The organism is Kitasatospora sp. NPDC057223, from assembly GCF_042669755.1.
Taxonomy (GTDB): domain Bacteria; phylum Actinomycetota; class Actinomycetes; order Streptomycetales; family Streptomycetaceae; genus Kitasatospora.
On sequence record NZ_JBHUWW010000034.1, the window covers coordinates 47292 to 63627 of the forward strand.

At 74.7% G+C, this 16336-nt stretch carries 15 protein-coding genes; 11 read left to right on the plus strand and 4 right to left on the minus strand.

Annotation, left to right across the window (positions count from 1 at the left end; translation table 11 throughout):
- Nucleotides 1–15: 15 nt before the first annotated feature.
- Nucleotides 16–1653 (minus strand): FAD-binding oxidoreductase, encoded by a 1638-nt coding sequence (locus tag ACFUK0_RS15205; RefSeq protein ID WP_380250100.1) that lies wholly within the window; start codon nucleotides 1651–1653, stop codon nucleotides 16–18.
- A gap of 70 nt (nucleotides 1654–1723) precedes the next feature.
- A complete protein-coding gene (locus ACFUK0_RS15210; protein WP_380250102.1) occupies nucleotides 1724–2752 on the minus strand; it encodes a ketoacyl-ACP synthase III family protein in 1029 nt (342 codons plus the stop codon).
- Nucleotides 2753–2923: 171 nt separating this feature from the next.
- Here ACFUK0_RS15210 and ACFUK0_RS15215 point away from each other — a divergent pair, with 171 nt between their 5' ends.
- The 7 genes from ACFUK0_RS15215 (at nucleotide 2924) to ACFUK0_RS15245 (ending at nucleotide 9085) form a co-directional block, all read left to right on the plus strand.
- The gene (locus tag ACFUK0_RS15215; RefSeq protein ID WP_380250104.1) at nucleotides 2924–4051 is read left to right on the plus strand and encodes an acyltransferase domain-containing protein; all 1128 of its coding nucleotides are present in this window, start codon (nucleotides 2924–2926) and stop codon (nucleotides 4049–4051) included.
- 47 nt (nucleotides 4052–4098) lie between these two features.
- Nucleotides 4099–4353 carry an acyl carrier protein gene (locus ACFUK0_RS15220; protein ID WP_380250106.1) on the plus strand — a complete coding sequence of 85 codons (255 nt, stop codon included), beginning with the start codon at nucleotides 4099–4101 and terminating at the stop codon, nucleotides 4351–4353.
- A 74-nt stretch (nucleotides 4354–4427) separates the two neighbouring features.
- Nucleotides 4428–4943 carry a MarR family winged helix-turn-helix transcriptional regulator gene (locus ACFUK0_RS15225; RefSeq protein ID WP_380250108.1) on the plus strand — a complete coding sequence of 172 codons (516 nt, stop codon included), beginning with the start codon at nucleotides 4428–4430 and terminating at the stop codon, nucleotides 4941–4943.
- Nucleotides 4940–6502, plus strand: coding sequence for an MFS transporter (locus tag ACFUK0_RS15230; protein WP_380250110.1), 1563 nt, complete (start codon nucleotides 4940–4942; stop codon nucleotides 6500–6502). The genes ACFUK0_RS15225 and ACFUK0_RS15230 overlap by 4 nt, the downstream gene beginning before the upstream one ends.
- A gap of 158 nt (nucleotides 6503–6660) precedes the next feature.
- The gene (locus ACFUK0_RS15235; protein ID WP_380250112.1) at nucleotides 6661–7674 is read left to right on the plus strand and encodes a hypothetical protein; all 1014 of its coding nucleotides are present in this window, start codon (nucleotides 6661–6663) and stop codon (nucleotides 7672–7674) included.
- On the plus strand, nucleotides 7671–8864 hold the full coding sequence (locus tag ACFUK0_RS15240; protein ID WP_380250114.1) for a cytochrome P450: 1194 nt from the start codon (nucleotides 7671–7673) through the stop codon (nucleotides 8862–8864). The genes ACFUK0_RS15235 and ACFUK0_RS15240 overlap by 4 nt, the downstream gene beginning before the upstream one ends.
- Nucleotides 8858–9085 carry a ferredoxin gene (locus ACFUK0_RS15245; protein WP_380250116.1) on the plus strand — a complete coding sequence of 76 codons (228 nt, stop codon included), beginning with the start codon at nucleotides 8858–8860 and terminating at the stop codon, nucleotides 9083–9085. Before ACFUK0_RS15240 ends, ACFUK0_RS15245 begins: the two co-directional genes overlap by 7 nt.
- Before the next feature lie 14 nt (nucleotides 9086–9099).
- Here the strand turns inward: ACFUK0_RS15245 and ACFUK0_RS15250 are convergent, their stop codons facing one another.
- A complete protein-coding gene (locus ACFUK0_RS15250; protein ID WP_380250118.1) occupies nucleotides 9100–10335 on the minus strand; it encodes a transposase domain-containing protein in 1236 nt (411 codons plus the stop codon).
- A gap of 363 nt (nucleotides 10336–10698) precedes the next feature.
- Between ACFUK0_RS15250 and ACFUK0_RS15255 the strand changes: the two genes are divergently transcribed.
- From ACFUK0_RS15255 to ACFUK0_RS15270, 4 genes are all read left to right on the plus strand, one after another.
- A complete protein-coding gene (locus ACFUK0_RS15255; RefSeq protein WP_380250120.1) occupies nucleotides 10699–12369 on the plus strand; it encodes an ABC transporter substrate-binding protein in 1671 nt (556 codons plus the stop codon).
- Between the two features lie 64 nt (nucleotides 12370–12433).
- A complete protein-coding gene (locus ACFUK0_RS15260; protein WP_380250122.1) occupies nucleotides 12434–13414 on the plus strand; it encodes an ABC transporter permease in 981 nt (326 codons plus the stop codon).
- Nucleotides 13390–14325 carry an ABC transporter permease gene (locus ACFUK0_RS15265; RefSeq protein WP_380250124.1) on the plus strand — a complete coding sequence of 312 codons (936 nt, stop codon included), beginning with the start codon at nucleotides 13390–13392 and terminating at the stop codon, nucleotides 14323–14325. The genes ACFUK0_RS15260 and ACFUK0_RS15265 overlap by 25 nt, the downstream gene beginning before the upstream one ends.
- A gap of 23 nt (nucleotides 14326–14348) precedes the next feature.
- Nucleotides 14349–15350 carry a glutathione S-transferase C-terminal domain-containing protein gene (locus ACFUK0_RS15270; protein WP_380250126.1) on the plus strand — a complete coding sequence of 334 codons (1002 nt, stop codon included), beginning with the start codon at nucleotides 14349–14351 and terminating at the stop codon, nucleotides 15348–15350.
- A gap of 76 nt (nucleotides 15351–15426) precedes the next feature.
- On the opposite strand, the gene ACFUK0_RS15275 is transcribed toward ACFUK0_RS15270, so the two are convergent.
- Complete coding sequence (locus tag ACFUK0_RS15275) at nucleotides 15427–16272, minus strand: SDR family oxidoreductase (RefSeq protein ID WP_380250128.1); 846 nt, start codon at nucleotides 16270–16272, stop codon at nucleotides 15427–15429.
- Between the last annotated feature and the right edge of the window lie 64 nt (nucleotides 16273–16336).

The window sequence follows — 16336 nt, forward strand, 5'->3', positions numbered from 1 at the left end:
CCGGTCACCGTCCGTTCACCGCCCGGGCGGCGGCGCGGGCAGCCGGACGGACTGGGGGTGGCGGAAGAAGTCGGTCGGGTCCCAGCGGGCCTTGACCTGCTGCAGCCTCGGGTGGTTGACGCCGTGGTACAGCTCCGCCCAGGAGACGCCGGAGGTGTTGGACCCGGGGTCGCCCACGCCGGTGTCCGGGTAGTTGATGTAGCAGCCGTCGGTACGCCCGTCCGGCACCGGTACGCCGCCGGTGGCGGCGTACACCTCGCGGTACAGGCCGGTGGCCCAGGCGATGTTGGCGTCGTCGTCCGCCGGGCTGGTCCACAGGCTCTGGTAGAGGACCTTGAGGATGGCGCCACGCTGCGCCACCGCGGTGTCCTGCGGCGCGACCGCGCCGATCCGGCCGCCGACCAGGTTGAACACCACCATCGCGTTCGGGTTGGTGACCGCCGTGCTGGTCAGGTAGCGGTAGAGGACGGCGCTCTGCTCGTCGGTGAAGCCCTTGAGCAGGTAGGCCGAGTGGTGGTCGCTGCGGACCGCCGGGTTGTTGCCGATCGCCGAGGCCGTCCCGAGGTAGCGGGTCGCGCGCAGCCAGGGCAGCCGCTTGGGTTCGGGGAGCGCCGCGAGGTCGACCCCCGTCCCGGCGGTGATCGCGGCCAGGTACGCGTCGAGCAGGGCGCGGGCGCCGGGGATGCCGGCGTCGATCTGGGTGAGCACGGTGACGGCGCCGCTGGAGCGGTGGGTGAGGGAGAACGAGCCGCTGAGCGCGGTGTAGGGCGAGTCGGGGCCGCTGTTGGCCTCGAACCAGGCGCCCGTGTTGTGCACGAGGGCGGCGAACCTGTCCTCCGTGAGGGTGCTCCACGGAATGGGCACGGCGCTGATCAGCACCTCCTCCGGCGGCCTGACCAGCAGTCGCTCCGGCCGGTCACCGGCGCGGCCCGGGCTGCGGAACCAGTACCGGGTGATGACACCGAAGTTGCCGCCGCCGCCCCCCGCGTAACCCCACCACAGCTCGCGGTTCGGGTCGTCGGCCTCGCGGGTGGCGACCACCGCGCGGACGGTGCCGTCCGCACCGACCACGACCACCTCGACGGCGTGCAGGTGGTCGACGGTGAGGCCGTGGGCGCGTGAGAGCAGGCCGAAGCCGCCGCCGGCGACGTGCCCGCCGATGCCGACCGAGTAGCAGAGGCCGCCGGGTATCGTCACGCCCCAGTTCTTGTAGAGGGTGTCGTAGACGTTGAGCAGGGTCGCGCCGGCCTCCACCTCGAAGGCGCGGCGGGTGGCGTCGTAGGAGACCCGGGTCATGGTGGACATGTCGATGACCGTCTCCACCTCGGGGTTGAGGACGAAGTCGGCGAGGCAGTGCCCGCCGCTGCGCACCGAGACCCGCCGGCCCGCCCGCACCGCCTCGCGGACGGCGGCGACCACGTCGGCCGTCGAGTGCGGCAGGTGGACGCGGCCGGGTGTGCCCACCCAGCGCTGGTTCACGCCGGTGACCAGCTCGCGGTAGCGGGGGTCGCCGGGGGTGACGGTGACGAGGCCGGCGGCGGGCCCGGACGGCGGCCCGGGGGCGGCGGCGGCCGCGACGCCGTCCACCGCCGCGGTGGCGGTCAGCGCGGTGGCCGCGCCCAGCAGGAGGCGGCGGCTGAGATCGGCTGGCATGGCGTTCTCCGGTGCACGAGGTCGGACAGGACGGGGCCGGACACGGCGGGGGCGGCCGCCGGAGAAGGGGTCAGCGCACCGGGGACGCTTCGGCGAGGATGTCGATCACCGCGAAGGACCAGGTGAACCCGGCACCCACCCCGGCGAGCAGGCAGCGCTGCCCCGGCCGGGCCTTGCCGGAGGACACCAGGTGCGCGAGACCGGCGTACTGGTCGCCCGCGCCCAGGTGGCCGACGGTGCGGGCCCACGGCCATGTGGTCGCCTCCGGGCTCACCCCCCAGGGGCGCAGGAAGCTGCTGGTGAGCCGGCGCAGCCCGAAGTGCGGCAGGACGAACCAGTCGATGTCGGCGAGTTCGGCGTCGGCGTCGGCCAGCGCCCGCTTGAGGGCCTCCTGCTGGCCGGCCGAGACCCGGCTGACGCAGTACGAGATCCCGTGGGCGGCCACGAAGTCCTGCTTGTGGGCGTCCAGGTCGACCCTGGGGCGGTGGCTGAACGGCGCCGCCCCGGCCGGGTCGTCACCGCGGTGCAGGCCCTCCAGGTCCGCGTCGGAGACGGTGGCCAGGCTGCGCAGCGCGGCGAAGCCGGTGCGCCGGGACAGCACCAGGGCCGTGCCGCCGTCGGCGTACACGGTGCCCGGGTCGCTCTTCCAGCGGTCGAAGCCCGGTGCGCCGAACCGGTCCCCGGTGGTGAGCAGTGCCGCCGTCCCGCCGCTCCCGGCCAGGAAGCCGGCGGCCAGTTCCAGCGCCGCCATGCCGCCGTTGGACATCTGGCGGATCTCCACGGCCGGGCACCGGTTGCCCACGGCCACCCGCTGCACGTACGAGGCCGGCGCCCAGAGGTCGTGCCCCTGGTAGTAGACGTCGGCGTGCAGGATCAGGTCGATGTCGTGCGGGCCGTGGCCCGAGGCGCCGAGGGCCGTGCGGGCGGCGGCGGCGGCCAGTTCGGCGGGCGCCTCGCCCGGCGCGACCGAGACCGACTGCAGGTCGGTGCTCCGCGCGACCTTCGGGTCGCAGAGGCCGTCGGCGACCGCGTCCGCGACCCGGATCCGTCCGGGCAGCCGGTCGGCCGCGGAGGCGATGTAGACGTCTTCGTATCGCATGCCGCCCTCTCGGGTGATGGGCCGTCGGCCGGCGGCGGGCGCTGCCGGCCCCGCCATCCTTCGGCGGTGTCCTGGATGCGGCGTCCAGGGCGGGTCCAGCGGGCGTTGGCAGAGTGCCCGACCGGACGGGCCGGCCGGAGGGGCCGGCCCGCGGCAGCGGAGGTTCACCGGATGTCCGTCACGAACAGCTCCACCGAGAACGGCCCCGCAGGGAACAGCTCCACCGGGTCCGCACCGGGCGGCTCCGCGTCCGCCCCGCAGGGGCGGACGCGCGGGGTCGCCCTGCTGTTCCCCGGCCAGGGGGCGCAGCAGCCGGGGATGGCCGCCGGCCTGTACCGGGCCGACGAGGCGTTCGCCGCCCGGATCGACGAGGTGCTGGCGCTGTGGGGCGCGCAGGGCCGCGCGATCAGGCGGGACTGGCTGTCGGCGACCCCCGACGTGCCGCTGGACGACCTGCGGCGCGCCCAGCCGCTGCTGTTCGCGGTGGACTGGGCCCTGGGCCGGATCGTCCTGGACCGGGGCCTGCGGCCGGACGCCCTGCTGGGGCACAGCGTCGGCGAGGTGGCCGCGGCCGTACTGGCGGGGGTGCTGAGCCTGGCGGACGCCGCCGCGCTGATGGCGGACCGGGTGCGGCACCTGGCCACGGCGCCGCCCGGCGGCATGCTGGCGGTGGCCGCCTCGCCCGAGGAGGTGGCGCCGCTGCTGGGTGCGGACGTGGTGGTCGGCGCGGTCAACGGCCCGCGCCAGGTGGTGGTGGCGGGCGCCGACGGGCCGCTCGCGGCGGCCGAGGCCCGGCTGCGGGCGGCCGGCCTGGTCTGCCGCCGGGCCCGTACGGTCAGTGCCTTCCACAGTCCGGTGGTGGCGGCGGCGGCCGTCCGCTGCCTGCCGGCGTTGCGGGCCACGGTGCTGCGGCCGCCCGCCCTGCCGCTGTTCTCGGGCTACACGGCCGCGCCGCTGACCGGCCGGCAGGCCACCGATCCGGGGTTCTGGGCGACGCAGCCGGCCGCGCCCGTGCTGTTCGGGCCCGCCCTGGACGCGTTGCTGGCGACCGGCCCGCTGCTGCTGGTGGAGGCGGGGCCGGCCCAGGGCCTCACCATGCTGGCCAAGCGGCACCGGGCGGTGTCCTCGGGCGCGTCCGCCGCGGTCGCGTTGCTGCCGGCCCGGCCGGCCGGGGGCGACGCCGAGCCGGCCGCGGTGCGGGAGGTGTACCGGCGGCTGGCCGAGGAGGGGAGGCTTCAGGAGCCTTCCAGTGCGGTTGGAGCATCCGCTGCCAGCTTGGACCCAGCCGCCCGTTCCTGACGCGGGCACCGGCGCCGGGTACCGGCAAGAAGAGCGAGGACAGCGACATGAGCGCACTGAGCATCGACGATCTTCGGACGATCCTGCGGGAGGCGGCCGGCGAGGACGAAGGGGTGGACCTCTCGGGGGACATCGCGGACGCGCTGTTCACCGACCTCGGCTACGACTCGCTGGCGCTGCTGGAGACGGCACTGGTGATCAGCCGGCGGTTCGGGATCACGCTGGCCGACGACCTGCTCGACGGGGCGGACACTCCCCGGTCCCTGCTGGCGGAGATCAACTCCGCTCTCGCGGTGAGCTGACGGCACGACAGTTCGATTGCCACGCAAGGGTTTCTTGGTTGGTTTTGCCCAACCAATCGGTCTAGCATGACGGCATGACACCGGAGACCCGTGCCGCCTCGCGCGGCCGTACCACGGATCGGGAACTGCCCGACCGTGCCATCGCCGAGGCGGCGGTTGCCCTCAACACCGTCGGCTGCTGGCTGCTCTCCCCCGCGACCAAGCGGCGGATCGCCGCCGAGGCAGGCCTGACCCTGCCGGCCGGCGACTACACCCTGCTCACCCAGATCGAACGCTGGCAGCCCGTGCGACTCTCCGTCGTCGCCGAGCGGCTGGAGATCGACCGGTCCTCGCTCAGCCCGCAGACCCAGCGGCTGGAGAACGGCGGGCTGATCCTGCGCTCTCCCGATCCGCTCGACCACCGGGCGCAGCTGGTCCGGGTCACCGCGCTCGGCCAGGAAGTCCTGGAGCGGCTCTGGCAGGCGCGCTCCCGGGCCCTGGCCGGACTGCTGGAGGGCTGGGCGGCCGAGGACGTGGCGCTGCTGACGGACAGTCTGAGCGCACTGGCCGGCAGTGTCGGGACCCGCGCGTACAAGGAGGCCTCGGTATGAGCCGGGAGCAGTCCGCCGCGCGGATCCCCGACACGGCCGGCGATCAACTCCGCCGGGAGGAGGACCGGCCGGACGCCGGCGGGCAGCCCGCCGGCGAGCCGGCGCCGGCCGGCCCGGCGTCCCGGCACCGGGACAGCCTGGTGGTGGCGCTCGCCTGCCTCGGGCAGTTCATGGTCGTCCTGGACGTCTCCATCGTGAACGTCGCACTGCCGTCGATCCGCTCGTCGCTGCACTTCTCCGCCGCCGACCTGCCCTGGGTCGTCAACGCCTACACCCTGGCGCTGGCCGGCTTCATGCTGCTCGGCGGGCGGGCCGCGGACCTCTACGGCCGGCGCCGCACCTTCATCGCGGGCGTGGTCGTCTTCACCGCGGCCAGCGTGGTCGGCGGACTGGCGCCCTCCGCCGGCGTCCTGGTCGCGGCCCGTGCCGTGCAGGGCCTCGGGGCGGCCGTGCTGGCGCCCTGCACGCTGACGATCCTCACCACGACCTTCGCCGAGGGCCCCAGGCGCACCAAGGCGATCGCCACCTGGAGCATGGTGGGAGCGGTCGGCGGTGCGGTCGGGGCGATCCTCGGCGGCCTGCTCACCGACTACCTGTCGTGGCGCTGGATCCTGCTGGTGAACCTCCCGATCGGGGCCCTGGTCGTGATCGGCTCCCGGCTCTGGCTGCCCGCCGACCGTGGGCTCGGCGGCCGCAAGCTGGACGTCCCCGGGGCGGTGACCGTCTCGGCCGGCCTGACCGCGGTCGTCTACGGCATCGTCCAGGCCGACAAGGACGGCTGGGGGCGGCCGGGCACGCTGGTCCCGCTGGCCGCCGGCGCGCTGCTGCTCGCCCTGTTCGTCCTCATCCAGGCCCGCCTGGCGCCCGAACCGCTGCTCCCGCTGCGGTTGCTGGCCGTCTGGCAGCGCTCGGGGGCGAACATCGTGATGTTCCTGCTCGGCGCCGGGTTCTTCTCCCTGCTGTACTTCGTCTCGCTCTACCTGCAGAACGTGCGCGGCTACTCGCCGATCCGGACCGGCCTCGTCTTCGTGCCGCACACGGTGGCCACCGTGGTCGGCGCCAAGTCGGCCGCCAAGCTGCTCGCCCGTGGCTACCGGGCACCCTGGCTGATCATCACCGGCCTGGCCGCGTCCGCCGTCGGCTTCCTCTGGCAGGCCGGTCTGGACAGCACCGGTTCGGTGCTGCTCGGCATCGTCGGGCCGGGGATCCTGGTGTTCCTCGGCATCGGGCTCGCCCTCACCCCGGTGGCGATGACCGCGACCTCCGGCGTGCCGGGCGCGGATGCGGGCATCGCCTCCGGTCTCGCGAACGCCGCCCGGCAGATCGGCGGCTCGTTCGGCCTGGTGGTCCTCACCGCGATCGCGTCCTCGCACACCCGCGGCCTGCTCGGGGGTGACGGGCCGGTGCCCGACGCGGCCACCCTCAACGCGGCCCTGACCTCGGGCTACGACCGGGCGTTCGTCTCGGCCGCGGCGATCCTGGGGCTCTGCATCCTGGTGACCCTGACCCTGCCCCGACCGGCTCGCGCCCCCCGCGCGGCCCGTCCGGCGACCGGATAGCCGGGCGGGAGCGGTCCGGGGGCCCGGCCGGTCGCGCCGGGCCTCCAACCGGGTTCCAGCACTCCTCTACGGCCGGCTGCGAGGTTCGTGGGCGGGAGGACGTCCGTGCCCGGCCGCCCGCCCACAGGACCATCGGCCCCCGGCGAACAGAGGATCTCGTGAAGCCGACCGCGACCAGCCCCACCGAACACGCCGTCACCGTCCGGGCGCCGGCCGCCACCCTGCTGCGACTGCTGACCGAAGTCCGCCGCTGGCCCGTGCTCCTGGAGCACGTCGTGTACGCCCTCCCGGCCGACGCCGGCGCGACTCCCGCCGGCCGGGCCCGGTTCTGGACCAGGGACGGCGAGCGGGTCACCCGGTGGGACGCCAGGCACGACGTCACCTTCGACGGCCTGCGGATCGACTTCCGCTACAACCCCGTCCCGGAGCCCGTCCTGGAACCCGTACCGAAGCCCGCCCCGAAGCCCGTCCCGGAGTCGCCCGCCGTGACGGCTGCGCCCGCCCCGGCCTCCGGCTGCTGGGCCCTGGAGCCGCTCGGCCCCGGCACGACCAGGCTGACCCTGCGCCAGGACGCCGCCGGCCCGTCGCCGCTCGGCCCGGACGTCCTGGACGCGCTGCGCCGGCACGGCGAGAGCCTGCACGGGCCGGACGAGCTGGTGTTCACCTTCCAGGACACCGTCCGCACCGACGGCAGTCCCGAGGCGGCGTACGAGTTCCTCTGGAAGGTCCAGGACTGGCCGGGCGCCGTCTCGCACATCGCGACGGTCTCGCTGACGCAGAGCGCCCCCGGGGTCCAGCACGTGCTCAGCGGTGTCCGGGCCGCCGACGGCTCCGTCCAGGACGTCCCGTCGGTCCGGCTCGGCCTGGCCCGGGACCGGGTCGTCTACACCCCGCTGACCGTCCCGCCGTTCGCCTCCGCCCACCTCGGCGAGTGGATCGTCGGCCTGGACGCGAAGGGCACGACCACCATCACCGGCCGGCACACCGTCGCCCTGCGCGCCGACCGGATCGCCGCGGCGTTCGGCCCGGCGGCGACGCCCGCCGACGCCCGGCGCCGGGTGCGGACGGCACTGGGCGCACACAGCCTGGCCACCCTGGACGCGGCCCGCGCCCACGCCGAGACCCGTACCCCTGCCACCGCCACGCCCACCGCCATCGGAGGATCACGATGACCCCGCAGCCGGAAGCACCGGCCTTCCCGCTCGACCGGCAGGAGCCGCTCGCGCCACCGTACGAGTACCAGGGGCTGCGCAAGGACAGCCCGGCCAGCCGGATCACGCTGTACGACGGCACCGGCGCCTGGCTGCTGACCCGCTACGAGGACGTCCGCAGTGTGCTGTCCGACCTGCGGTTCAGCGCCGACGCCCGGCGCGACGGCTTCCCGTTCGTCTCCCCGGCGGTGCGGGCCAGCGTCGGCGGGCGCACGCCGTTCTTCCGGATGGACCCGCCGGACCACGACCGCATCCGGCGGATGCTCTCCCGGGACTTCATGATCAAGAGCATCGACGCGCTGCGGCCGGAGATCCGCCGGATCGTCGACACGTTCCTGGCGAACCTGCTCGCCCAGCCCCAGCCGGCCGACCTGGTGGCCGAGTTCGCGCTACCGATCCCGTCCGCCGTGATCGCCGGGCTGCTCGGCGTGCCGTACGAGGACCACGAGTACTTCCAGACCAGGGGCAAGCGGATGCTCAGCCGCGACAGCACGCTCCAGGAGAGCGCTCAGTCGGTGGTGGACCTGCGCGAGTACATCGGGCGGCTGGCCGAGTCCCGGCGGTACAACCCGGGGGACGACGTACTGAGCCGGCTGGTCGTCGAACGCGAACTGACCGGCGAGCTGGACCACGAGGACGTCAAGAGCACCGGGCTGCTGCTGCTGGTCGCGGGACACGAGACCACCGCCAACATGATCGCCCTGAGCGTGGCGACCCTGCTGCAGCACCCGGAGCAGCTCGCCGCGCTGCGCGCCGACCCCTCGCTGGTCACCAACGTGGTCGAGGAGCTGCTGCGGTTCCTGTCGGTGGTCCACAGCGGCGTGCCCCGGGTCGCGCTGGAGGACGTCGAGATCGCGGGCGTGGTCATCAGGGAGGGTGAGGGCGTCATCGCCTCCATCCCGGCCGCGAACTGGGACCCGGAGCACTTCGACTCCCCGGAGAGCTTCGACATCCACCGGGACGCCAGGCGGCACATCGCCTTCGGCTACGGCATCCACCAGTGCCTCGGCCAGCCGCTCGCGCGGGCCGAACTGGAGATCGCCCTGACCACCCTCCTGGAGCGCCTGCCGGACCTGCGCCTCGCCGACGGGGCGGAGTACGCACCGGACAAGGCCGTCTACGGGCTGCACCGTCTGCCGGTCACATGGTGAGCTCCGGCCGGGAGCTCCGGCTGGAGGTCGACACCGACCGCTGCATCGGCGCCGGGCAGTGCGTCCTGACCGCACCCCAGGTGTTCGACCAGCGCGACGAGGACGGACTGGTCGCGCTGCGCACCGCACAACCCCCGGCGGACCTGCGGGAGGACGCCCGCACCGCGGTGGAGCTGTGCCCGGCCGGGGCCATCCGGATCGGAGCGCCGGGCCCGGCCTGACCCCGTGCCCGGGGTCAGCCGACCCGGCGGGCCGGCCGGTCCGGTCCGGACGGACCGGACCGGCCGCGCAGCACCCTGACCACCCTGGCGGGCAGGGCCGACGGCTCGGCCGCGCGCACCGTCTCGCGCAGGACCGTCTCGGGCCGCAGCAGCGCGGCGAGTGCCTGGTGCACCAGCAGGTGGCCCCAGACCTCCTGTTCGACTCCCCGCACGGTACGTGCCCGCAGGGCCGGTCCGGTGTCACCGGACCGGCCCGCCGTCATCTCGGCGAGCGCCCCGGCGAACCGCCAGCGGCTCGCGAACAGCGCGGCCAGCTCGTCGGCCGGCGCCTCGGCCGGGTCCAGCAGACTGGTCACCAGGCGCAGTCTCCGCCCGTCGACGGTGCGCTCCAGGACCCGCACCGGCGCCGCGAGCGTGCCGTCCTCCGAGTCGCAGTCGCCGGCCTCGTCGAGCACGGAGCGGTACGAGCCGTCCGACAGCACCGCGTGCCTCGGGAACTCGGCGTCCGCCGGTACGCACCAGAGCAGTTCGGCCCCGTGGTGGCGGGCCGTGCACCAGGACCGCGCGCCCGCCGTGGCGAAGCCCGCGAGCACCAGGTCGCCGCGCCGCGTCCCGCGCAGCAGCGGCCGGGCCAGCACCACCACACGGTCGGCGGCCGCGCCGATCCGGGCGTCGACGATGGTCCGGCCCGCGTCGTCGGCCAGCGCCACCACCTGGACCCGGGGCGTGCCCGGCTCCCGCCCCCGCGCCCCCGGCGCCGCCGCGCACGCCGCGTCCGCCGGCGGTGGCGCGAAGTGCGCGAGGTTCTCCTCGGAGTCCGCCACGTCGAACCAGGCCCGGTCCACGCTCAGCACCCGCAGGCCCCGGTAGCCGGGCCCGGGGACCGTCATCGCGGCGCGGGCGGCGAAGAGTTCGCAGAGCGGCTCGGGGCCGAGCCGGGCCCGCGCCCGGGAGAGCGCGGCCGCCGTCGGGACGGGGCAGTCGGTCGTCCCGCCCAGCCGCCATACCAGCCCTTGAGACAGCAGCTCCGCGACGCGCTCGTACTTAAGGCCGGGAAAGAGGCAGAGCGCCATCACGAAGTAGACCACCACCCGGGCCGGGAGCAGCCGGGTGCGCTGTTCGGTCCGCCCGGTGCGGGCGAGCACCCGGTCGACCAGTTCGGCGGGGAACGTCCAGGTGAGCAGTCCGATCGCGATGCGCTCGGCGAGTTCGTCCCCGCCGGGTGCGTCCGCGGGTCCCTGTCGGCTCATCCGCGTCTCCCTCGGGTCGTTCCCGCGCTCACTGGCGCTTAAGTAAACGATCGTCCTCCGGTCTCGTCAACTCACCATAGCCGCAGGCAGACCGCCCGCGTAGGGTCAATGACGTGATCCCGGGACAACTGCTGCTGATGCGCCGCCTGGACGTCGACCTCGTCCGCCAGGCCAGCGCGCTCTGTCGCTGAACCCTGCCCGTCCGCACCCCGCGAGGGGTGCCCCCGGGGGCCCGCCCCCGTCTCCGCGCTGTCCGCAGCCCACCGCCGCCCCCGGGCCGGTGGCCGGGTCAGGCATGCCCCGGACCGGGGGCGGCCGGATCACCGCACTGCCCACGAACCACCAGTACACAGGAGTTCCGCCATGCCTCGCTCACGCAGACCCCTCGCCGCGCCCGGCGGCCCTGAGCACACCCGCCGGGCGGTGCCCGGCCTTCTCCCCGGCACCGCGCTCGCCCTGGCCCTCGCCCTGGCGGGCTGCGCCCCCGGCACCACCGGCGCGGCCGCCGGGGCCGGCGGGGACGGACCGCCCCGGGCCGGCGGGACGCTGAGCGTCGACATCGCGAGCAAGCCGCTCTGCCTGGACCCGCAGAACAACAACTCCAACGGGAACACCGCGGTCAGCCGCCAGCTGGTGGACTCGCTGACCGACCAGGACCCGGCCACCGGCCAGGCCCGCCCGTGGCTCGCCTCCTCCTTCGAAGTCAACGACACCGCGACCGAGTTCACCTTCAAGCTGCGCAGCGGCGCCACCTTCAGCGACGGACAGCCGGTGGACGCGGCAGCCGTGAAGGCCAACTTCGACACCATCGTCAAGCTCGGCGCCGTGGCCGCGGTCGGATCGAGCTACCTGGCGGACTACACCGGCACCACCGTGCTCGACGCGTCCACCGCCAGGGTGACGTTCTCGCAGCCCAACGCCCAGTTCCTGCAGGCCACCTCGACCGCGGCGCTCGGCCTGCTGTCACCGGCCTCACTGGCCGGCACCCCGCAGGACCGCTGCCAGGGGCGCGGCCTCGCCGGGTCGGGCCCGTTCACCCTCAAGGCGGCCGCCCAGGGCGAGCAGATCCAGCTGGTGCGGCGGGCGGACTACGCGTGGGGATCGTCCCTGTGGAAGCACCAGGGAGCGGCCCACCTCGACGGCATCGACTACAAGGTGGTCCCCGAGTCCGGGGTGCAGATCGGCAGCCTCCTCTCCGGCCAGGTGGACGCCGTCATCGGCGTCCAGGCGCAGGACGAGAAGCAGTTGGCCGACGGCCGGGTCACGCTGCTCGCCCGGCCCGTTCCCGGCGTCAGCTACAACCTGACCGCCAACACCACCAACCCGGTGCTGGCCGACGAGAACGTCCGGACGGCCCTCACCCGCGGCATCGACCGCGCGGAGGTGGTCAGCACGCTGCTGTCGCCCAACTACAAGCCGGCCACCAGCGTGCTGAGTTCGACCACGCCGCTGTACGCCGACCTGTCCGCCGACCTGTCCTACGACCCCGACCGGGCCAGGAAGCTGCTGGACGCGGCGGGCTGGGCGGCGGGCGGCGACGGCGTCCGCAGCAAGGACGGCGCCCAGCTCAAGGTGAAGCTGCTGTACCCCGGTGTCGACACCGCGAGCCGCAACGTCCTCCAGCTCGTCCAGCAGCAGTTGGCGAAGATCGGCGTGAAGGCGGAGCTGGCCGGCCTGCCCCTGAACGAACTCGCCCCGGCGCAGGCCGCCGGCACCTACGACCTGCTCTGGTTCGGCCTGACCCGGGCCGACCCGGACGTGCTGCGCACCGCCTTCGCGACCGGCGCCAAGAACCGCGCCCGGCTGGCCGCCGGCAACGAGCTGGACACCCTGCTCACCCGGCAGGCGGCGACCGTCGACCAGAACGCCCGCCGGGATCTCGCGGCCGCGGCCCAGAAGCTGATCGTGCAGAAGGCGTACTCGATCCCGGTGTACGAGCAGGTGCAGGCGGTCGCGTTCACCCGCGACGTGCACGGCGCGGCGCTGGACGGCTCCGCGCAGCCGGAGTTCTACGACACCTGGCTGTCCCGCTGAGCGGCCGGCGCCGCCGCCCGCACCGGGACCACCACCCGCACCGCCTCCGGGAAGGAGACATCGGATGACGCGCCGTCTCGGGGCCCGCCTGCTGCACGCGGTCCTCTCGGTGTGGGCGGCCTTCACCCTCACCTTCGTCATGCTCCACCTGCTGCCGGGTGACCCGGTCACCATCATGCTCGGCGGACAGGGCGGCACCGGGGACGCCACCCCGGAGCAGACCGCGGACCTGCGCGCCGCGCTCGGCCTGGACCGGTCACTGCCGGTCCAGTACGCCGACCGGCTGCTGGCCGCGCTGCACGGCGACTTCGGGATGTCCCTGCGGACCGGCGACACGGTCACCCACACCTTCGCGACCGCACTGCCGCAGACCCTGGCGCTGGCCGGCGCGGCCCTGCTGCTCGCCTTCGTGCTCGGTCTCGGCACCGCCTTCGCCGGCGCCCTGACCGGCTCGGCCCGGCTCGCCCGGCTCCTGCGGTCGGCCCCGGCGGTGGGCATCTCGCTCCCGCAGTTCGCGGTCGGCCTGGTGCTGCTGCAGGTGGTGTCGTTCCAGTGGCGGCTGCTGCCGGCCTTCGGCGACCGCAGCGCCGCGGGCCTGGTGCTGCCGGCCGTCACGCTGGCACTGCCCACCGCCTCGGTGCTGGCGCAGGTCTTCGCCCGGAGCCTGTCCGGCGCCCTCGACCAGGCGTACGTCACCACCGCCCGGGCCAAGGGGGCGAACCGGCTCCGGGTGCTGGTCCGGCACGCGGCCCGGAACGCGGCGCTGCCGCTGTTGTCCCTGGGCGGTCTGGTGGCCGGCAACCTGCTGGCCGGCTCGGTGATCGTGGAGACGGTCTTCTCCCGCGACGGCTTCGGCCGGATCACGGCAGCGGCGGTGGAGGCCAAGGACATCCCGGTGGTGCAGGGCGCGGTGGTGCTCAGTGCGGTGGTGTTCGCCCTGGTCAGCCTCGCGGTGGACCTCGTCAACCCGATCGTCGACCCGCGGCTCGCACGGGGCGGGCCGGAAAGGAGCAGCCGCCGATGGCTGAGAGCGCGACCGACCTGACCGCGACGGCGGACCCGACGACGACGGCCGACCTGCCCGCAGCACCCGCCCTGCCCGCCGTTCGGCAGGGCGCCGACCGGTCGCGCGGCCCGGGCCGCAGCACGCTGCGGAGGGCGGCCGGCCGGCCCGGTCTGCTGCTCGCCGTACTCGTCCTGCTGACGGCGCTCGCCTGGGCGTGCGCCCCGGACCTCTTCACCTCGCATGACCCGCTCGCCGCGGTGCCCCGCCGGACGTTCCGCCCGCCGGGCCCGGACGCCTGGTTCGGCACCGACTACCTGGGGCGCGACATCTACTCCCGGGTGGTGCACGGCGCCTCGCTGTCGCTCCGGGCGCCGGTGATCGCCGTCGGCCTCGCCCTGGTCGGCGGCACCGCGCTCGGCCTCGTCTCGGGGATGCTCGGCGGCTGGTGCGACGCGCTGCTGATGCGGCTGGTCGACGTCGTCCTGGCCGTACCCGGCATCCTGCTCTCGCTGGCGGTGGTGACCGCGCTCGGCTTCGGCACGGTGAACGTCGCGGTCGCCGTCGGCGTCGCCGGGATCGCCGGGTTCGCCCGGGTCACCCGGGCCGAGGTCCTCAGGATCCGTCAGGAGCCCTACGTCGAGGCGGCCCGTGCGGCGGGCCTGGGGCGGACGGCGGTGATCACCTCGCACGTCCTCCCCCACGTGGCCGGGCCGGTGCTGGCGCTCGCCGCGCTCGAACTGGGCACCGCCGTCCTCGCGGTGTCGGCCCTGAGCTTCCTCGGCCTCGGCGCGCAGCCACCGGCGCCGGAGTGGGGGGCGATGGTCTCCGAGGGCCGCAACTACCTCGGCAGCCACTGGTGGCTGACGGCGCTGCCGGGGCTGACGATCGCCGCCGTGACCCTCTCCGTCAACCGGCTCGCCCGTGCCCTCACGCACCGGCGGGCGCCGTGAACCTTCCCATCCGAGGAGTAGACATGACGATCGAGCAGCTGCGCGCGACACCCGCCCAGGACGAGTCCTGCGACTCCGGGGCGGAGTCCTGCGGCCCCGTCCCGGCCGGGCCGGCCCGCGCGGTGGAGGGCCTGCGCGGGCGGATCACCGCCGACGGCTCCAGTGGCTTCCCGGCCGAGCCCGGCCGCTACCACCTGTACGTCGCCTGGGGCTGCTCGTGGTCCAACCGGGCGGCCGTGGTGCGCCGGCTCATGGGCCTGGAGGACGCCGTCTCGCTCTCCTACGTGGACGACTCCGCGGACGGACGCGGCTGGGTGTTCGGCGGCAGCTCGGGCCCCGACCCGGTCAACGGGTTCTCCCGGCTGCGCGAGGCGTACGAGGCGACGGTGGCGAACTGGCCCGGCCGGGCGTCGGTGCCCGCGCTCTGGGACCGCCTCGGCGGACGCCTGGTCAGCAACGAGTCGGGGGCGATCAGCCTGGACCTGTGCACGCAGTTCAAGGCCTGGGCCGACCCGTCCGTGGACCTCTACCCGCTCCCTCTGCGGGAGGGCATCGACGCGTTCAACGCCTGGATCCACCACGACATCAACAACGGACTGCACCGGGTCGGGCACGAGTCCGACCCGGCCCGGCACGCCGAGTTCTTCGACATCCTCTTCGACCGTTTCGACGTGCTGGAGCGCCGGCTGGCGGCCAACCGCTACCTCTTCGGCGCCGACGTCACCGAGCCGGACGTGCGGCTCTGGCTCTCGCTGGCGCGTCTTGACGTCGCGTACCCGGGGCTGCTGGCCACGTCGCTGGCCCGGCCGGAGGGGTTTCCGCACCTCTGGGGCTACGCCCGCGACCTCTACCGGCTGCCCGCATTCCGGGAGACCACCAATTTCGACGTGATACGCCAGAACTTCGCCGACAACTTCGACCAGCTGCACCCGGAACGCGTGGTCCCCGCCGGGCCCGCGGCCGCCACCACAGTCGGCCGGTGGGAACTCCCGCACGGCCGTGAGGCACTGTCGGAACATTCCTGAGAGTTTCCCGGGTACCGCCCGGCGGCCGGATCCATCGGATATCCGGCCGCCGGGTTCAGCCCTGCCCCGGTGGAATTCAGCGGAACGCGGCAGAATTCTCCCGGGCCCATTCCCGGAACGTCCTCCCCGGGCCGCCGGTGATCTCCCGCAGAGCGGGGAGTACCACAGGCCGGGTCTTCAGGTATTGTTTCTGCACCGGGATGTAGATATCGATGAACCCCTTCGGGAGACCGGGCCCGAGAACGGCCGGGGCGTCGGCCTCGGAGATCTCCTCGAAGCGGATCTCGCGGCCGGTCTCCTCCCGCAGCACCGCCACCTGCTCGCGGACGGTGATGATCTCCGGCCCGGTCAGCGTGTGGATACGCCCCTCGTGGCCGTCCGCCAGCAGCGCCGCCACCGCGACGTCGGCCAGGTCCCGCGGGTCGAGCAGCGGCGCGGCCAGTTCGGGGAAGAGCGCCCGGACCACGCCCTCCCGCCGGACCGACCCGGCCCAGCGCAGCGCGTTGGAGGCCAGGCCGCCCGGCCGGAGGAACGTCCACGGCACCCCCAGGGCGCGGACCGCCTCCTCGCCCCGCAGGTGCTTGGCGTAGAGCGGGTTGTCGAGCCCGGCGAACTCCTGGTCGGACACCGCCTTGGAGGAGAGCACCACCACCCGCTCCAGGCCCCCGCCGCGAGCGGCCTCGGCGAAGCCCGCCCCGCCGTCCTCGGCCAGCAGCAGGAACACCCGGCGGACACCGGCCAGCGCCCGGGCCACCGCGGCCGGGTCACGGAGGTCGCCGGTCACCACCTCGACCCCTTCGGGCCAGGACGGGCCGTCCGCCCGCTCCCCGCGCACCAGCACCCTGACCGGCTCACCGGCCGCCAGCAGGGCGGCCACCACCTGCCGGCCGGCATTGCCGGCCGCACCCGTCACCAGAATCACGGCACACCTGCCTGTCTCTCGGAACGCCGCGCCCGCCCGGCGGGCGCGGCAACTGTCGTACCGG